Here is a 16,691-nt window from a genome sequence, read left to right on the forward strand (position 1 = left end):
GCGGATGCTGTGGTCAGCGTCCAGCCAGGATCGCTTCGATCGCTTCGGCGACGCCATCGTCATTGTTGCTCGCGACGACATGCGTCGCCTTGGCGCGGACCGGTTCCGGCCCCTGCCCCATCGCATAGGAAATCGCGGCGCGCGCAAACATCGGCAGGTCGTTCGCCTGATCGCCGAACACCGCGATCTGATCGAGCGGTACGCCCATTGCCTCGGACAGGGCGGTCAGCCCGTCGCCCTTGTTCCCCGTCAGCGGGGTGACGTCGAGATAATAGGTCTGCGACTGGACGATCGTCGCCGCATCGGCAAACCGGTCCATCCGCTTGCGCAGGTCGATCAGCAGGTCGGGATCGTCGCTGACGAAGGTGATCTTGTCCGCCCGGTCGAGCAGATCGGTGAAGTCCGTCGTCACGACCGGCTGCTGGTTGGACGCGCGCCGCTCACTGTCGACGTGGCCGCCGACGTCGGTGGTCGCATACCATTGGTCGTCCGCGAACACCCAGGTGTCGACCGCGGCACCCTCCGCCGCCGCGAGCGTGCCATCGACCACCGCGCGGTCGATCCGGTCGGCACTGAGCACCGTCCCGTCGCGCTTGAACAGCGTGCCGCCGTTGAAGGCGCCCATCGGCCCGTCGATCCCCAGCGTCTCGGCGATCGGCATCATCCCCGAGCGTGGACGCGCGCTGATGATGCTGAACCCGATGCCCGCAGCGCGGAGCTTGGCGACCGCTGCCTGAACCCCGGGCGTTACCTCCTTGTTGCTGTCAACCAGCGTTCCGTCGACGTCAGAGACGACCAGGCGGATCGTGCCGGTCTCGTACCCCGAACCGCTCATTGCGGCATCTCGACATGGCCGCCGAAGCCGAAACGCATCGCCGACAGCAACTTGTCGCCGAACGTATGCTCGACCCGGCTGCGATAGCGCGCGAAAAGCGCCGCCGAGAGGACGTAGACGGGAACCGCTTCCTCCATTGCCGCCTGGACGGTCCAGTGCCCCTCACCCGAATCCGCGACATGGCCCGAGAAATGCTCGAGCGCCTGATCCTTCGCGAGAGCCGATGCCGAAAGATCGAGCAGCCACGACGAAATAACCGATCCGCGCCGCCATACTTCGGCGATGTCGGTCAGGTTGAGGTCGAAGCGCTCGTCCTCCGGAAGCTTGTCCGACGACTTGCCCTTGAGCACGTCGAAGCCCTCGGCATAGGCAGCCATCAGCCCATACTCGATGCCGTTGTGGACCATCTTGACGAAATGCCCCGCACCGGGAGCGCCGGCGTGGATATAGCCCTGCTCCGCGCGGGGGTCTTCCTGATCTAGGTTGCGCTCGGGCGTGCGTGGGATCGTCCCCATGCCGGGGGCGAGTGCGGAGAGGATCGGATCGATATGGTCGACCGCGTCCTTTGCGCCGCCGATCATCATGCAAAAGCCGCGCTCGAGGCCCCACACGCCACCCGAGGTGCCGACGTCGACATACCGGATGCCCTTTTCCGCGAGCATCTTCGCGCGGCGAATATCGTCCTTGTAGAAGCTGTTGCCGCCATCGATGACGATGTCGCCCGACTTGGCGAAAGCGCCGATTGCCGCGACGGTCTGTTCGGTCGGCTCGCCTGCCGGGAGCATGACCCAGTAGATCGACGGACTGTCGAGCTTGCCCGCCATGTCCTCAAGCGAAGTCGCGCCGACCGAGCCGTCCCCGACGAGCTTCTGCACTGCGGCGTCATCACGATCGAACACCACCGTCTGGTGGCCAGCACGCATGATCCGGCGCGCGATGTTGCCGCCCATCCGGCCAAGGCCGATGATACCGATTTTCATGTCGCGCGCACTCCTGAGGGGATCCGAGAAAGAAACGTCCGCCCCGGAGACCTCCGGGACGGACGGCTAAACGTGCAAGGTGGCTTTAAGCTGCAACCGGATGCTTGGCCGCAATCGCGCCGAGCAGATCGTCGAACGCCTTGGAGAAGGAGGCGACCCCCTCTTCCACCAGTTCGTCCGTGACTCCGTCGAGATCGAGCCCGAGCCGCTCGGCCTCGGACAAGACATGGCGGGCACCCGCGATATCCTGCGTCAGCGTCTCGGTCGCGGTGCCGCGGAGGCGGTAGGCGTCGAGCGTCTTGGGCGGGATCGTGTTGACCGTGTCCTTGCCGATCAGCGAGTCGAGATACAGCGTATCGGGATAGTCGGGATTCTTGGTTCCCGTTGACGCCCACAACAGCCGCTGGACCTGCGCACCCTTGGCGGCGAGCGCCTGCCAGCGCGACGAAGCGATGAATTCCTCATACCAGGCGTAGGCCAGTTTCGCGTTGGCGATTGCGACCTTGCCCTTGAGCGGCTTGGCCTCGTCGCCGCCGACACCCCCCTCTTTAACCAGGGCGTCGATCTTGTCGTCGATCTTCGAATCGATCCGGCTGACGAAGAAGCTCGCGACGCTGGCGATCCGGTCGATCGGCTCGCCGCGCGCGGCGCGCTTCTCGAGACCCTCGACATAGGCCTCCGCCACCGCCTGATACGCGCTCTGCGAGAACAGCAATGTGACGTTGACGTTGATCCCGGCGTCGATCGTCGCCGCGATCGCGGGGACGCCAGCCGGCGTGCCCGGAATCTTGATCATCACGTTGGGCCGGTTGACCGCCTTCCACAGCTTCTGCGCTTCGGCGATCGTCGCGTCGGTGTCGTTCGCCAGATACGGCGAGACCTCGAGGCTGACATAGCCGTCCTTCGCGTCGAGCCGGTCATAGACCGGGCGGAGCGTGTCCGCCGCCGCCTGAATGTCGAGGATCGCGAGATGCTCGTACCGGTCGATCGTCGGGGCGTCGGGGTTGGACTTGTCATAGGCGGCGAGCTCAGCGTCATATGCGTCGCCATGCCCCATCGCCTTTTCGAAGATCGACGGGTTGGAGGTCACGCCGGTCAGCGCGTCCTCGTCGACCATCTTCTGGAGGCTGCCCTCGGCGAGGAACTTCTTCTCGACGAAATCGAGCCAGACTGCCTGGCCGAGTGCGGCCAGATCGTTGAGCTTGCCCATCAGTTCTTCTCCCGCAGTTCGTTGGCGATCTTCACGATGTTGTCGACCGTGAAGCCGTATTTGTCCTGAAGCTTGGTGATCGGCGCGGACGCGCCGAAGGTCGACATCGTCACGGTCGCACCGTCGAGCCCGACATAGCGATCCCAGCCGATCTCGCCCGCCATCTCGATCGCGATGCGCGCCTTGACGGCTTTCGGCAGGACCGATTCCTTATAGGCCGCATCCTGCAGCTCGTAGCGATACCAGCTCGGCATCGATACGACCCGCGAGGCGACGCCGCTTTCCTTGAGCTTCTCGTGCGCGGCGACCGCGAGCGAGACTTCCGAGCCCGTAGCGATCAGGATCACCTCGGGGTTTTCGTCGCCGTCGAGGACATAGGCCCCCTTCTTCAAGCCATCGGCGCTCGCATATTTGGTACGGTCGAGCGTCGGCAGCGCCTGCCGCGACAGGATCAAGGCGGTGGGATGGCTCGCATCCTCGACCACCGCGCGCCACGCGGCGGCGACTTCGTTCGCGTCTCCCGGACGGATCGTATCGAGCCCCGGGATCGCGCGGAGCGTCGCGAGATGCTCGATCGGCTGGTGGGTCGGGCCGTCTTCGCCGACGCCGATCGAGTCGTGCGTGAACACCCAGACCGAGCCGACCTCCATGATCGCCGACAGGCGGATCGGTGCGCGCATGTAATCGCAGAACACGAGGAAGGTGGAGCCATAGCCGCGCAGGTGCGACAGCGTCATGCCGTTGACGATCGCACCCATGCCATGCTCGCGCACGCCGAAATGGAAGTTGGTCCCGCCGTAATTGTCCGCCTCGAACGAGGGCGCGCCCTTGATGTCGGTCTTGGTCGACGGCGCGAGATCGGCGGAACCGCCGAGCAGCCACGGCAGCTTGGGCGCGATCGCGTTGAGCACTTTGCCCGACGAATCGCGCGAGGCGACGCCCTTGGCATCCGCCTCGAATACCGGGATGTCGGCATCCCAGCCATCCGGCAGGCTGTCCGACAGCATCGAATCGAGCTGGTTGGCGAGCTCGGGATGCGCAGCGCGATATTCGACGACCTTGGCGTCCCATTCCTGCCGAAGCGGACCGGAGCGATCCATCATCGACGCCTTGAAGCGCTCGGCAACGCCTTCGGGGACGTAGAACTGCTTGTCTTCCGGCCAGCCGTACGCCTGCTTGGTCAGTCGGACGTTCTCGACGCCGAGCGGCTCGCCGTGGGCCTTTTCGCTGCCCGCCTTGGGGCTGCCGTAGCCGATCACCGAATGGACGACGATAAAGGTCGGCTTGTCGGTGGTCGCCTTGAACGTCTCGAGCGCTGTGCTCAGCGCAGCCGTGTCGTTCGCGTCATCGACGTGGATGACGTTCCAGCCATAAGCGACGAAGCGCGCGCCAACGTCCTCGTCGAACGCGAGCGCGGTGTTGCCCTCGATCGAGATGTGGTTGCTGTCGTAGATCCAACAGAGGTTGGACAGTTTGAGATGCCCGGCGACCGACGCCGCCTCTGCCGAAACGCCCTCCATCATGTCGCCGTCGCCGCACAGCGTGTAGACGTCATGGTCGAACAGCGTGAAGTTCGGCTGGTTGAACTTTGCCGCGAGCCAACGCTCCGCAATCGCCATGCCGACCGAATTGCCGCAACCCTGGCCGAGCGGGCCGGTCGTAGTCTCGACCCCCGTGGTGTGGCGATATTCGGGGTGGCCCGGGGTCTTCGAATCGAGCTGGCGGAACTGCTCGAGGTCATGGAGGCTGAGCGCGGGCTTGCCGGTCTTGTTACCCTCGGCATCGATCTCCTCGATTCCGGCGAGGTGGATCAGCGAATAGAGCAGCATCGACGCATGGCCGACCGACAGGACGAAACGATCACGGTTGGGCCAATCAGGGGTAGTCGGATCGTAGCGCAGGAACTTGGTCCACAGCGTCTGACCCACCGGCGCGAGCGCCATCGGCGTGCCGGGGTGGCCCGAATTGGCGGCCTGCACCGCATCCATCGAAAGCGTACGGATCGTGTCGATCGCGAGCCGGTCGGGGCTGCCGTCTTCGTGGACGCCGTTTGCGGCGGTTTGGGTCTGGGTATCGGCCATGGAGCAGGTTCACCTTGTTGTTGCGCCCTGAACGCTTCCGCGTCGGTCGGGTTGCCGGGATGGATGGGCTTTAATCCGCGGTGCGTCCGCGTTCCAGTCGCGTAACGACGCCATTTTCGGCGATGTACACGGCCGACACTTCGGAAAGGAACAGGCCGTGGCCAAGCGCGCCCGGGATCTGCGCGATGTGCGCGGCGAGTAGCGCATGGTCCACGTCGGGCGGGAAACGGCAATCGAGAATCGGGTTCGCCTGATCCGAAACGAACCCCGTGCGCGGCGTAACCGTGCCGCCGAGTGCCGCAAGCCGCGCCGCGACAAAGGCCTGTGCGAAGGGGAGCACTTCGACCGGGATCGGGGCAACGCCGATCGTGTCGACGCGCTTGGACGAATCCGCGATCACGATCATCCGAATGCTCGCGCTAGCGACCACCTTCTCACGCAGCATCGCGCCGCCCGCACCCTTGATCGCGCGGAACCGCGAATCGATCTCGTCCGCACCGTCGATCGTGAGGTCGATCTGCGCGGGAAGGTCGATCAGCGCGATTCCGGCGGCGCGTGCCAGCGCCGCACTCGCCAGGCTGGTCGGGACCGCGCGGATATCGAGCCGGCGTTCGCCGAGCGCAGCGATCGCGAAGGCAGCGGTCGACCCCGTCCCCAGCCCGACCACCATGCCCGGACGGACTTCCTCGATCGCGGCGAGCGCTGCGGCGCGTTTGTCCGACTCGTTCATGGCGGCTGCCTTAGCACCACGGCCGTCGCCGGGAACCCCGTGTTCCCCACGCGCGCATATTTCCGCTGGCCCCCCGTGCGCGAGCAGGGCAAAGCGCGGACCCATGTTCGAAAAGATCCTGGCAACACTCGCCACCTTCACCATCTGGGTCATTTCCAGCGGCGGCTATGTCGGCATCGCCATATTGATGGCGATCGAGTCTGCGTGCATCCCACTTCCGTCCGAGATCATCATGCCGTTTGCGGGCTACCTCGTCTCGGTCGGACGGTTCAACCTGTTCTGGGCGGCGACCGCGGGCGCGATCGGGTGCAACGTCGGATCGATCGTCGCCTATGAGATCGGCAAGCGCGGCGGGCGCCCGCTCGCCGAACGCTGGGGCCGTTACCTGTTGATCGGTCCAGGCGAACTCGACACCGCAGATCGCTTCTTCGCGCGGTTCGGGAGCATCGCGGTGCTGATCGGACGCCTGCTCCCGGTGGTCCGCTCGTTCATCGCGTTTCCGGCGGGTGTCGCGCGGATGCCGCTGATCCCCTTCCACCTCTACACGTTCCTCGGCTCGTGGCCGTGGTGCTTCGGGCTGGCCTGGGTCGGCATGACCCTCGGCGACAAGTGGAACAGCGATCCGCGGATCAAGGCGGCGTTCCACAGCGCGGATCTCGTCATCGGCGTGGTTCTGATCGCTGCCATTGCCTTTTATATCTGGCACCGCGTCCGCGGCTTGAAGCGGCACTGAGCCGTCCCGACATCCTTTTTACGGCAGATCCGTAACTTCGCTGGCACCACCGGCGGATAGCAGACTGTTACAGAAAAGGTTTCTTGCGATGCTCAAGCCCGTTCTCATCACCGCTGCCTGTGTCGGCGCGGCCGCCTTCGTTTTTGCCGGCGGGGCGGCGCAAGCCGAACGTGCCGTCCCCATCCCCGCCGCCGCAGCGGACGTCACCGGCGTATCCGGGCCTCAGACCGCCGTTTTTGCAGGCGGCTGCTTCTGGGGCATGGAAGCTGTCTTCGAGCATGTGAAGGGCGTGCGCCAGGTCACCGCCGGCTATGCCGGCGGGACGCGCGACACCGCGACCTACGATCAGGTCTCGACCGAGACGACCCGCCATGCCGAGGCGATCCGCGTGGTCTACGATCCGGCCAAGGTCAGTTACGCGACGCTGCTTCGCGTCTATTTCTCAATCGCGCACAATCCGACGGAGCTGAACCGGCAGGGCCCCGACAGCGGGATCAGCTATCGTTCGGCGATCTTCCCGCAGAACGCCGCGCAACGGGGCGTTGCGGCGGCCTATATCGCGCAGCTTGGCAAGGCGCGCGTGTTCCCCAAGCCGATCGTCACCAAGATCGAGACCGGCGCGTTCTTCCCCGCCGAGGCGTATCACCAGAACTTCTACGACCGGAACCCGAACCATCCGTACATCGTGACGTTCGACAAGCCGAAGGTGGCAGCGTTTCGCGCCGGGTTCCCGCAGCTTGCAAGCTGAGGGAGGGAACGTACCGCACATTTGCCGCTTCCCCGGCGAAGGCCGGGGCCCAGGAGCCAACCGGCCGAATATTCAACGCTGCGCTCGATTACCTCGGCCATTACGTCTGGGCCCCGGCCTTCGCCGGGGGAGGTAATCAGGAGCAGCCTCCCCCTAAGCCGCCAGCCGGAACCGCAGCAACCGGTCCTCGATCGGGATCAGCGCCTCGGCGCCCTTGCCCACCGCGCGGACGATCTCGGGGTGCTGCGCGTCCAGCCCCCCGGTCAGCGCACCGAACGCCGGGAGGATGAGCTTGGTCGGCGTTGCCACGAAGCACCGTCGCGAGACGTTCTGCCCGCGCACGCGGAGCCGCAACTTGGGATGGAAGTGGCCGCTTAGCTCGGGCCGCGCATCGTTCGGATCGGCTTCGTGCCGCAGCACCAGTCCGTCGACCACCGCCTCGTCGACCACCGCCCCACCACACCGGTCGACCATCCCGCTATCATGGTTCCCCGTGATCCAGGTCCACCGCGTCGCGCGGGTCAGCGCGCGGAGCCGGGATTGCGCCTCCGCAGGCAAGCGATCGCACCCTTCGTCGTCGTGATAGCTGTCGCCCAGGCACCAGATTTCCGTGGCACCCGTCGCCGCGACGACGTCCTCGAGCGCCTCGAGCGTGACGAGCGAATCATACGGCGGGAGCATCTGCCCCCGCTGCGCAAACCAGCTCGCCTTTTCGAAGTGCAGGTCCGCCACCAGCACCGCCCCGCGCCGCGGCCAGAACAGCGCGCCGCTACGGAGTGCTAGCAAATCATGATTGGCGAACGAAAAGGGAACCATGTCCGTCGCTATGACTTAAGGTTACGCTTCATGCAACGTTCACGAAAGCGCTTGCGCTGAGGGACCACAAGCGTAAAGCGCGCCGTCCTTATTGGCAGGTCGCCTTATTATCATGTCCGTTGCAACCGCCACCACCACGGCCGTAAACCCCCATGGCGCGACGCCGCATCCGGCGCTGTTCGCGCTGACGATCGGCGCGATCGGGGTCGTTTTCGGCGATATCGGCACCAGCCCGCTCTACGCGTTTCGCGAAGCGCTCGAGCTTACCGGCAAGGACGGGCTCGACCCGGGCGAGATCCTCGGCGTGCTGAGTCTCGCGATCTGGTCGCTGATCCTCGTCGTGACGGTCAAATACGTCATCTTCCTGATGCGGATGGACAATCAGGGCGAAGGCGGCGTGCTGGCACTGACAGCTCTGGCACGACGTGCGCTCGGCAAACGTTCGCTGATCGCCTTGGTGCTGGGGTCGGCGGGCGCATCGTTGTTCTACGGTGATGCGATCATCACGCCAGCGCTATCCGTGCTGTCCGCGGTCGAGGGGCTCAAGACGATCCCGGGGATGGAAACGGTCATCAGCGAGCAGGTGATCCTGTCGATGACGATCGTCATCCTGATTGCCTTGTTCGCGATCCAGAGCCGCGGCACCGCCAGCGTCTCGCGGTTGTTCGGGCCGGTCTGCCTCGTGTGGTTCCTCGTGCTCGGCGCGCTGGGGCTGTGGCATATCGCCGACGAACCTTCGATCCTGCGTGTCATCTCGCCGCATTACGGCGCGTTCTTCCTGCTCGATCATGGCGTGACGGGCCTGTTCGTGCTCGGCGCAGTCTTCCTGACCGTGACGGGCGCGGAAGCATTGACCGCGGACATGGGGCATTTCGGGCGCCTCCCGATCCGGATCGGCTGGTTCGCGCTCGTTTTCCCCTGCCTGATCTGCAATTACCTGGGCCAGGGCGCGTTCGCGCTCAATGCGCTGGAAGCCGCGAAGGCCGCCGGGCAGCCGTTCCATAATCAGGACTGGTTCTTCCTCATGGCCCCCGCCGGGTTGCGGCCGTGGCTGATCGTGTTGGCGATGGCGGCGACCGTAATCGCGAGCCAGGCGGTGATCACCGGGGCCTATTCACTGACGCAGCAGGCGATCCAGCTCGGGCTGCTGCCACGGCTCCGGATCCGCCAGACATCGGCGACGCAGGCGGGACAGATCTATCTTCCGTCGATCAACTGGCTGCTGCTGTTCGGCGTGCTGGTGCTCGTCGTCCAGTTCCGCACCTCGTCCGCGATGGCGGCGGCCTACGGGATCGCGGTGACCGGCACGATGGTCGTCACCACGCTGCTCGCGTACATCGTCGTGCGGCATCGCTGGAGCTGGAGCCGCCCGGTCGCGCTCGCGGTCATCCTGCCGTTCCTGACGCTCGACCTGATCTTCTTCGGCGCGAACATCCTCCGCGTGATCGAAGGCGGCTGGGTGCCGCTGGTGGTCGCGGGGGGGATCGGGCTGGTGATCTACACCTGGAACCGCGGACGCGGGATCGTCCGGGCGTTCGAGGCGCGCCAGAGCGTGCCCCTTACCGACCTCGCCGCCGCACTCGCCAAGCGCCCGCCCGAGCGAGTCGAGGGAACCGCGGTCTTCCTCACCGCCAACCCCGACAGCGCGCCGGGCGCGCTGCTTCACAATCTCAAGCACAATAAGGTGCTGCACGAGAAGAACCTGATCGTCAGCATCCGCACCGCCGATCGCCCCTCGGTCGCGCCCGAGGAGCGTGCGGAGATCCGTCAGGTCGATCCGAATTTCACGATCGTCGTGCTGCACTATGGCTTCATGGAATCACCCGACGTCCCGCGCGATCTCGGTCTGGAAGCGACGTCGCACAAGAAGACGCTCAACCCCGCCAAGACGAGCTATTTCATCGGTCGCAACACGATCAAACCGGCGGCGGACCAGGGCATGCCGCTGTGGCAGGACCGGATCTTCATGTTCCTCCAGCGCAACGCCAGCGACCCGACCGACTTCCTCAAGATCCCGCCGGGTAAGGTGCTGGAACTGGGCGAACAGGTCACGGTCTGAGGCGATCCGGCTGCGCGCTGGATGCTGCAGTTTAGGGGACAGTCGTGCGATACGCGCTTTCAGTCTGCACGGTGCTGGGGAACGGCGTTGGTGCGCGGCTATTGATGCCCGCCTGCCCTGAAAAGCCCGAGATCCGCTTTCCGATCTCCGCGGCTCGTCAAACCCTCCGGAAAGGCAAGTCCCGTAACCCGCGGCATTGCGGTGTCACAGAGGTACCGCAAGTTTAGCAGTGACCGAAGCGGAATATCCGACATACTATGCACTCTGCGATCGTCTCTATTCCGAACACGGTGAGCCGATCTCCACAGCGAATGATCAACGTTTTGGTAATCCTGCGGTTTGGTTAATGTCTCCGCAACCTTTAACGCATGTTTAACGTAACTCCCGAAGAAACCTGCGCAAAGGCCGGTTTCAACAGGGAGAGTGAGTCATGAAAACGGTATTCGCGTTAACGGCAGCGATCGCGGCATTGTCGTCCACCCAGGCGTCTGCAGCCCAATTCAATTTCAGCTTCGATACCACAAGCACGCTGTTCGGCGGCCCCGCCCAGACGGTTCGCGGGATCTTCAACACCTCCGACACCGCGGTTCAGCGTGACGGGCAGACCGCCCTGGCGATCACCGGCATATCCGGCATGATCAACGACGTTGCGATCAGCGGCCTGTTCGATGCGCCAGGTAACCCGACATATTATTACTTCACGACGGGTCCGACCTTCCTGGATGGCAGCGGAGTGCGGTTCAATGCGGGGGCCGCATCGAACATCGCATTCTTCCATCAGGATGGGGTGTCGGCTGACGTGTACCGCATCAACGGCAACGGAACCATCTCCGCCTTCGGCTCGGCTTCATCGAGTGCGGTTGTCGCCGCTGCGGTACCCGAAGCTGCAACCTGGGCGATGATGATCGCGGGCTTCGGGATGACGGGTGCCGCGATGCGAACCCGTCGCCGCAATACCCGGATGACGTTAGCGTAGCACTGCGCTTCCGCGTCGACGCCAAGCCGCCGGTCGAAAGGCCTCCGGCTTGGTGTCGGTGCGCTCCCCGGTCTGACATTGTCTCAACCAACGTCCCGGGTCACCCCACCATCGGGCCCACCCGGCGGGATTCGGCGTCGATCCATAGCGATCAGACATGGTCGCCTTTGACCGCGCAGCCGCGCCACCATAAGCGCAGGACACCCGCCGGTCGGTCACGACCGGCTCCGCTCGCTAGGAGACGCGCATGTCCGACGATTACGACCACGGTCGACGCGATGGCCTGCGGCTCGCACTCGCAATCCTGTCGGCGGAAGAAGCGAAATGGGCGGCCGTACTCGGCGAGAGCAAGTCGTGGCGGACCAACCAGATCCGCGAAGTCCGCCACAAAACGCTGCAGGTCGCGCAGAAGCGGGTCCAGACCGTGCTGAACCGCCTCTCGCCGAAACAGGACGCCGGCATCAGCGACGAACTCGCTGCCGCGCTCGACATCGCGGGGCTCTGATCAGCCCGCATACGCCTTGACCACGTCGAACAGGTAATCCCGCCCGTCATACAGCGACTTGACGTTCATCCGCTCGTTCAGCCCGTGCGCGCGGTTGATGTCCGAACCGATGAACAGCCCGGGGACGCCGTAAACCGGGATCCCGATCGCCTCGAAGAAGATCCCGTCGGTCGCGCCGGTCGACATCAGCGGCAGGATCGCGGTGCCGGGGAAATGCTTCGCCGCGACCGCCTTGGCCGGGTTGAGGATCTTGGGATCGAGCGTCGGCGGCACCGCGGTCGGGCGGACCGGCTGGTTCGCGGTGACCGTCACCTTGGGTCCGGCAAGTTCTTTCAATTTGGCGAGCGTGGCGTCGACCGTCTCGCCCGGGAAGATCCGGCAATTGACGTTGGCGGTCGCGCGCTGCGGCAAGGCATTCTCGGCATGGCCCGCATTCAACAGCGTCGCGACGCAGGTGGTGCGGAGCATCGAATGATAGGTCTTGTTGGCGCTGACCACCGCATTCGCCGCGGCATCCGACGGATCGGCGAGCAGCCGCTTGATCGCGTCTCCCATCGGTCCGGGCTGTGCTGTGGCATTGCCCGCGAAGAACGCCCGTGTCGTGTCGGTAAATCGGATCGGGAATTCATACCCCTGCACCGCCTTCAACGCATCCGACAGCTGATAGATCGCATTGTCGGGGGTCGGCTGCGAGCTGTGTCCGCCGGGGTTGGTCGCGAGCAACGTGAAGTTCTGCGCGGCCTTCTCGCCGACCTGGAGGAACAGCGTCTTGCGCTCGCCCTCCTCGGTCAGCAGCCCGCCGCCGCCCTCGTTGAGCGCGAATTCGGCGGCGATCAGCTCGGGCTTGTTCTTCGCCAGCCACTCCGCGCCGTTGAACGCGAACGTCGTCTCCTCGCCGCACGTCAGCGCGAGCTTGATCGTGCGCTTGGGGTGATAGCCGCCGGTCTTGAACCGGATCATCGCGTCCGACCAGATCGCCGCCTGCGCCTTGTCGTCAGTGCTGCCGCGCGCGTAATAATAGCCGCCGTCCTCGACCAGCTTGAACGGGTCACGCGTCCAGTCCTCGCGCTTGGCCTCGACCACGTCGATATGCGCCATCAACAGCATTGGTTTGGCGCGCGGGTTGCTGCCTTTCAGGATCGCGACGAGGCCGCCTTCCTTGGGATGGTCCGGCACCGAGAAATAGGTGAGGTCGGCATCGGCATAGCCCGCCGCCTTCAACCGCGCGCCGATCTGCGCCGCAGCCTGCGTGCAACTTCCCGAAGACAAGGTGGTGTTGGTCTCCACCAGTTCCTTGTAGACCTCGAAGAACGCCTTATGATCGGGCCGGTCCTGCGCTGCGGCGGGCGTAAGCCCGGCCCCCGTTGCCGTCGTGCCGAGTAGGATTGCCAGAGTGATCGCGCGCATGGTGCCCCCCATTTGTTATGCGGCAGAGGCTAGCGCGGTATCGGGGGAACGCAACGGCTGTGTGGGCCCCTTGCCTTCCTCCTGTCACCCCGGGGTCTTGCCCGACCGTTCAGGGGATGCCCGGCACCGCCGCGGCCCTGGGGCGCGCCAGATGCAGCTCGCGATTGGCGAAGTCGATCCGCACCCGCCCGAACAACCGCAGCGCGTCCATCCCGAGCAGCAAGGCGGGACGGTCCGCCAGCCCGAGCCGCCGGAATGGCGCAGCGTCGGAAAAGGCGATCGGCAGATTGGCGAGGCCGATCTCGCCGACATGAACCCCCGTGACGATCCCATATTGCGCGTCGAGCATGGCACCGGTCACGCTCAGCAGACGGACCGCGGTCAATGATCCGCTACTGCGTCCGACCAGTCGCTGCAGCGCGATATTGCCCATGCTGACGACCGAGCCGGTATCGATGACGACCCGGATCCGCCGCCCATCGTAGACCGCATCGGTAACGACGAGCTGACCGAGGACGTTCTTGGCGCGAATCACGATATCGTCCGGCCCGAACGTCTCACGACGTGTCCGCCGCGTTGCGGGGGAGACCGTCATCACGTCCCGTGCAAAATCGATCTCGACGGCCTTGCCCTGCAAGGTATCGATGCCGACGAGACCGGCCGCACCAAGATTGCGCGCGAACAATATGGGCGCTTCGATCCGTGTCGCGGTGAGGGATGCGCCCGCCCGGGGCGTCCCGACCACGATCCGCGAGACCGCCACGGTCGGCACCGGCACCGTGCCCGCCATCGCGGTCACCCGGACCATCGGCCCCGGCGCGAGGCTTAACGCCGTGGCGACTTCGCGGGACACGACGGTTCGTTCCGATCCGGTGTCGACGATGAAACGATACGGACCTGCACCGCCGATCGTCACCGGAACGGTCATGCGGGTCTCGTCGGTCGCGAAGACGAGCTCGTCCTGCGGCGACGGCGACTGATCTTGCTGCGCGGTCTGCTGCATTGGCGTCTGCTGCACTCGCGGCTGCAGCACAGCCTGTCCCGGTTCGCCCATCGAGAACACGGAAACCGCCAGGAACAGGGCCGGGTGCATGACCATCACGGTACGCCTGTTCCCCCGCACCAACAAGCGTACCTAATCGAGCCGCATTGCCTCGGCCGCGAGCACCTCCGCCTCCGCGAGCAGCGCGTCGTCGGACATTCCCTGCGCGACTTTCTCGCGTCCTATCAGCGTCAACACCGGGACCGCCAGCGGCGATATGCGCGGAAGGTCGACATGCAGCATCGTCTCCGCCGCACGGTCGAGCAGGCTGGCGAGCCGCCCGACGTCGGTCATCCGCGCGCGCGCATCCGCCCATGCCGCCTGCAACAGGATATGCGCGGGCTCATATTTGCGCAGCACGTCGTAGATCAGGTCGGTCGAGAAGGTCACCTGCCGCCCGGTCTTGCGCTTCCCCGGGATCTGGCGCTCGACCAGCCCCCCGATCACCGCGACTTCGCGGAACGCGCGCTTGAGGAGGGCGGATTGCTGCACCCATTCGACGAATTCGTCCTCGAGGATATCGGGGGAGAACAACGCGGCGGGATCGGTGATCGGGTCGAGCCCGAAGCACGCCAGCGCATAGTCGTTCGAGACGAAGCCGATCGGCCGCAGTCCCTGCGTCTCCATCCGTCGTGTGACGAGCATCCCGAGCGACTGATGCGCGTTCCAGCCCTCGAAGCTGTAAGCGACCATGTAATGCCGTCCCTCGCGCGGGAACGTCTCGACCAGCAACTGGCCGGGGCGGGGCAACGTCGAGCGAAGCTGCTGGACCTCGAGCCATTCGCGCACATCATCGGGGAACCGCGACCATTCGGACGGTTCCGCCAGAAACCCGCGAACCCGATTGGCGAGATTGGTCGATAACGGCATCCGGGATCCGCCATAGCTCGGGATCCGTGCCGGCCTTGCTGTTGCCCGCACGACAAGGTCCTCGGTATCGATCCGCTCGACCTCGAGGCTCATCCCTGCGAAGAAAAACGTGTCGCCCGGGCTCATCGTCGCGGCGAACGCTTCCTCGACCCGGCCGAGCGTCCGCCCGTTCTTGAAGCGGACGCTGAGCATCGTCGCCTCGACGATGATCCCCGCATTGAGCCGATGCTGCGCAATAAACCTGGGGTGGGTGATCCGCCACGTCCCGTCCGCATCCTGCGTCAACCGCTTGAACTTGTCGTACGCCTGAAGCGCATAGCCGCCATCGCGAATGAAGCTGAGGACCTGGATGAAGGTCTCCTCGGTCAACGCGGAATAGGGCAAGGCCGAGCGGATCTCGTCGAGCAGCCGCGCCTGATCGAACGGTGCCGCACAGGCGCACGCCATGACATGCTGCGCCAGCACGTCGAGCGACCCCATGCGAAAGACGTCCTCGTCCAGTTCGCCCGCCTCGACCGCATCGAGCGCGGCGCGTGCCTCGAGATATTCGAACCGATTGCCGGGGACGACGATCGCCTCGGACGATTCATCGAGCCGGTGGTTCGACCGCCCGATCCGCTGGAGCAACCGCGACGATCCCTTGGGTGCGCCCATCTGAATCACGCAGTCGACGTCACCCCAGTCGACGCCAAGATCGAGGCTGGCGGTCGCGACCAGCCCGCGCAACTTGCCCGCCGCCATCGCACCCTCGACCTTGCGCCGCGCCTCGAGGCTGAGCGAGCCGTGATGCACGCCCAGCGGCAGGTTCATCGCATTGGCCTTCCACAGATCCTGGAAGATCAGCTCGGCGAGCGCGCGGGTGTTGCAGAAGACGATCGTGGTCTTGTGCGTCTCGATCTCGGCGATCACCTGTTCGGCGGCATAGCGCCCCGAATGCCCGGACCAGGGAATGCGACCCTCGGGCAACAAGATCGCGATGTTCGGCGGCGCGCCGGGATCGCCCCTCACGAGCCGGACCGTATCGATATCGCCATCGGGTGCGAGCCACGCGCGATAGCCATCGGGGTCTGCGACGGTCGCCGACAACGCGACCCGACGGAGCCCGGGCGAAATCGTCTGGAGCCGCGCCATGCCGAGCGAAAGCAGGTCGCCACGCTTGCCCGTTGCGAAGGCGTGGACTTCGTCGACGACGATCGTGCGCAATCCCGCGAACATCGTCGCGGCGTCGGGGTAGCTAAGCAAAAGACTGAGCGATTCGGGCGTGGTCAACAGGATCTGCGGCGGGCGGATCCGCTGGCGCGCCTTGCGGTCGCTGGGCGTGTCGCCGGTCCGCGTCTCGATCCGGATATCGAGCCCCATTTCCTCGACCGGGGCGAGCAGATTGCGCTGGATATCGACCGCTAGCGCCTTGAGCGGCGAGACGTAGAGGGTGTGCAGCCCTTCGGTAGGCGTTTCGATCAGTTCGGCGAGCGTCGGCAGGAAGCCGGCGAGCGTCTTGCCCGCACCCGTGGTGGCGACGAGCAACCCGTGCGCGCCAGCGCGCGCGACGTCGAGCATGTCCAGTTGGTGGCGTCGCGGTGCCCAGCCCTTGGCGGCGAACCAGTCGGTCAGGACGGTGGGAAGAGACGACGCAGGTTGAGGCACTTGTGCCATATGGTGCGTGCGGTGCGGCGGGGCTAGGATCGAATTGGCCAGCCCG

14 protein-coding genes are annotated in these 16,691 nt (G+C 65.3%); 5 read left to right on the forward strand and 9 right to left on the reverse strand.

Translation table 11 applies throughout. From position 1 onward, the window contains the following. Positions 1 to 13: 13 nt before the first annotated feature. From RH91_RS00620 to rpiA, 5 genes are all read right to left on the reverse strand, one after another. Entirely contained in the window at positions 14 to 835 is an 822-nt protein-coding gene (locus tag RH91_RS00620; RefSeq protein ID WP_010160523.1) for a Cof-type HAD-IIB family hydrolase, read from the reverse strand. Further along, entirely contained in the window at positions 832 to 1,815 is a 984-nt protein-coding gene (gnd, locus tag RH91_RS00625) for a phosphogluconate dehydrogenase (NAD(+)-dependent, decarboxylating) (RefSeq protein ID WP_010160524.1), read from the reverse strand. The genes RH91_RS00620 and gnd overlap by 4 nt, the downstream gene beginning before the upstream one ends. Before the next feature lie 85 nt (positions 1,816 to 1,900). Next, the gene (gene tal / locus RH91_RS00630) at positions 1,901 to 3,025 is read right to left on the reverse strand and encodes a transaldolase (RefSeq protein ID WP_010160525.1); all 1,125 of its coding nucleotides are present in this window, start codon (positions 3,023 to 3,025) and stop codon (positions 1,901 to 1,903) included. Then, positions 3,025 to 5,106: a transketolase gene (tkt, locus tag RH91_RS00635; RefSeq protein ID WP_010160526.1), complete on the reverse strand. Its 2,082-nt coding sequence runs from the start codon at positions 5,104 to 5,106 to the stop codon at positions 3,025 to 3,027. The genes tal and tkt overlap by 1 nt, the downstream gene beginning before the upstream one ends. Positions 5,107 to 5,176: 70 nt before the next feature. After that, positions 5,177 to 5,836, reverse strand: coding sequence for a ribose-5-phosphate isomerase RpiA (rpiA, locus tag RH91_RS00640; protein ID WP_010160527.1), 660 nt, complete (start codon positions 5,834 to 5,836; stop codon positions 5,177 to 5,179). Between the two features lie 103 nt (positions 5,837 to 5,939). On the opposite strand from rpiA, the gene RH91_RS00645 reads away from it, so the two are divergent. Both RH91_RS00645 and msrA read left to right on the forward strand, forming a co-directional pair. Then, positions 5,940 to 6,569 (forward strand): DedA family protein, encoded by a 630-nt coding sequence (locus RH91_RS00645; RefSeq protein ID WP_010160528.1) that lies wholly within the window; start codon positions 5,940 to 5,942, stop codon positions 6,567 to 6,569. A gap of 88 nt (positions 6,570 to 6,657) precedes the next feature. Continuing rightward, positions 6,658 to 7,317, forward strand: a complete 660-nt coding sequence (gene msrA / locus RH91_RS00650) for a peptide-methionine (S)-S-oxide reductase MsrA (RefSeq protein WP_010160529.1) — start codon at positions 6,658 to 6,660, stop codon at positions 7,315 to 7,317. 153 nt (positions 7,318 to 7,470) lie between these two features. On the opposite strand, the gene pdeM is transcribed toward msrA, so the two are convergent. After that, complete coding sequence (gene pdeM / locus RH91_RS00655; protein ID WP_010160530.1) at positions 7,471 to 8,133, reverse strand: ligase-associated DNA damage response endonuclease PdeM; 663 nt, start codon at positions 8,131 to 8,133, stop codon at positions 7,471 to 7,473. A gap of 112 nt (positions 8,134 to 8,245) precedes the next feature. On the opposite strand from pdeM, the gene RH91_RS00660 reads away from it, so the two are divergent. The 3 genes from RH91_RS00660 to RH91_RS00670 all read left to right on the forward strand — a co-directional run bounded on the left by RH91_RS00660 (position 8,246) and on the right by RH91_RS00670 (position 11,673). Beyond that, positions 8,246 to 10,192: a potassium transporter Kup gene (locus tag RH91_RS00660; protein ID WP_010160531.1), complete on the forward strand. Its 1,947-nt coding sequence runs from the start codon at positions 8,246 to 8,248 to the stop codon at positions 10,190 to 10,192. 430 nt (positions 10,193 to 10,622) lie between these two features. After that, a complete protein-coding gene (locus RH91_RS00665; protein WP_010160532.1) occupies positions 10,623 to 11,168 on the forward strand; it encodes a PEP-CTERM domain protein in 546 nt (181 codons plus the stop codon). A gap of 247 nt (positions 11,169 to 11,415) precedes the next feature. After that, positions 11,416 to 11,673 (forward strand): hypothetical protein, encoded by a 258-nt coding sequence (locus RH91_RS00670; protein ID WP_010160534.1) that lies wholly within the window; start codon positions 11,416 to 11,418, stop codon positions 11,671 to 11,673. Here the strand turns inward: RH91_RS00670 and RH91_RS00675 are convergent, their stop codons facing one another. The 3 genes from RH91_RS00675 to RH91_RS00685 all read right to left on the reverse strand — a co-directional run bounded on the left by RH91_RS00675 (position 11,674) and on the right by RH91_RS00685 (position 16,645). After that, on the reverse strand, positions 11,674 to 13,080 hold the full coding sequence (locus RH91_RS00675; RefSeq protein ID WP_029623488.1) for a M20/M25/M40 family metallo-hydrolase: 1,407 nt from the start codon (positions 13,078 to 13,080) through the stop codon (positions 11,674 to 11,676). It abuts the gene before it with no gap. Between the two features lie 109 nt (positions 13,081 to 13,189). Then, a complete protein-coding gene (locus RH91_RS00680; protein ID WP_010160536.1) occupies positions 13,190 to 14,179 on the reverse strand; it encodes a retropepsin-like aspartic protease in 990 nt (329 codons plus the stop codon). Positions 14,180 to 14,215: 36 nt separating this feature from the next. Beyond that, positions 14,216 to 16,645, reverse strand: a complete 2,430-nt coding sequence (locus RH91_RS00685; protein WP_029623489.1) for a ligase-associated DNA damage response DEXH box helicase — start codon at positions 16,643 to 16,645, stop codon at positions 14,216 to 14,218. Positions 16,646 to 16,691: the final 46 nt, after the last annotated feature.

The organism is Sphingomonas sp. PAMC 26617, assembly GCF_000242835.1.
In the GTDB taxonomy this organism is placed as follows: Bacteria; Pseudomonadota; Alphaproteobacteria; order Sphingomonadales; family Sphingomonadaceae; genus Sphingomonas.

Coding starts and splice junctions, on each gene's coding strand:
- RH91_RS00620 (WP_010160523.1), bottom strand. CDS start 835: ATGAGCGGTTCGGGGTACGAGACCGGCACGATCCGCCTGGTCGTCTCT.
- gnd (WP_010160524.1), bottom strand. CDS start 1,815: ATGAAAATCGGTATCATCGGCCTTGGCCGGATGGGCGGCAACATCGCG.
- tal (WP_010160525.1), bottom strand. CDS start 3,025: ATGGGCAAGCTCAACGATCTGGCCGCACTCGGCCAGGCAGTCTGGCTC.
- tkt (WP_010160526.1), bottom strand. CDS start 5,106: ATGGCCGATACCCAGACCCAAACCGCCGCAAACGGCGTCCACGAAGAC.
- rpiA (WP_010160527.1), bottom strand. CDS start 5,836: ATGAACGAGTCGGACAAACGCGCCGCAGCGCTCGCCGCGATCGAGGAA.
- RH91_RS00645 (WP_010160528.1), top strand. CDS start 5,940: ATGTTCGAAAAGATCCTGGCAACACTCGCCACCTTCACCATCTGGGTC.
- msrA (WP_010160529.1), top strand. CDS start 6,658: ATGCTCAAGCCCGTTCTCATCACCGCTGCCTGTGTCGGCGCGGCCGCC.
- pdeM (WP_010160530.1), bottom strand. CDS start 8,133: ATGGTTCCCTTTTCGTTCGCCAATCATGATTTGCTAGCACTCCGTAGC.
- RH91_RS00660 (WP_010160531.1), top strand. CDS start 8,246: ATGTCCGTTGCAACCGCCACCACCACGGCCGTAAACCCCCATGGCGCG.
- RH91_RS00665 (WP_010160532.1), top strand. CDS start 10,623: ATGAAAACGGTATTCGCGTTAACGGCAGCGATCGCGGCATTGTCGTCC.
- RH91_RS00670 (WP_010160534.1), top strand. CDS start 11,416: ATGTCCGACGATTACGACCACGGTCGACGCGATGGCCTGCGGCTCGCA.
- RH91_RS00675 (WP_029623488.1), bottom strand. CDS start 13,080: ATGCGCGCGATCACTCTGGCAATCCTACTCGGCACGACGGCAACGGGG.
- RH91_RS00680 (WP_010160536.1), bottom strand. CDS start 14,179: ATGGTCATGCACCCGGCCCTGTTCCTGGCGGTTTCCGTGTTCTCGATG.
- RH91_RS00685 (WP_029623489.1), bottom strand. CDS start 16,645: ATGGCACAAGTGCCTCAACCTGCGTCGTCTCTTCCCACCGTCCTGACC.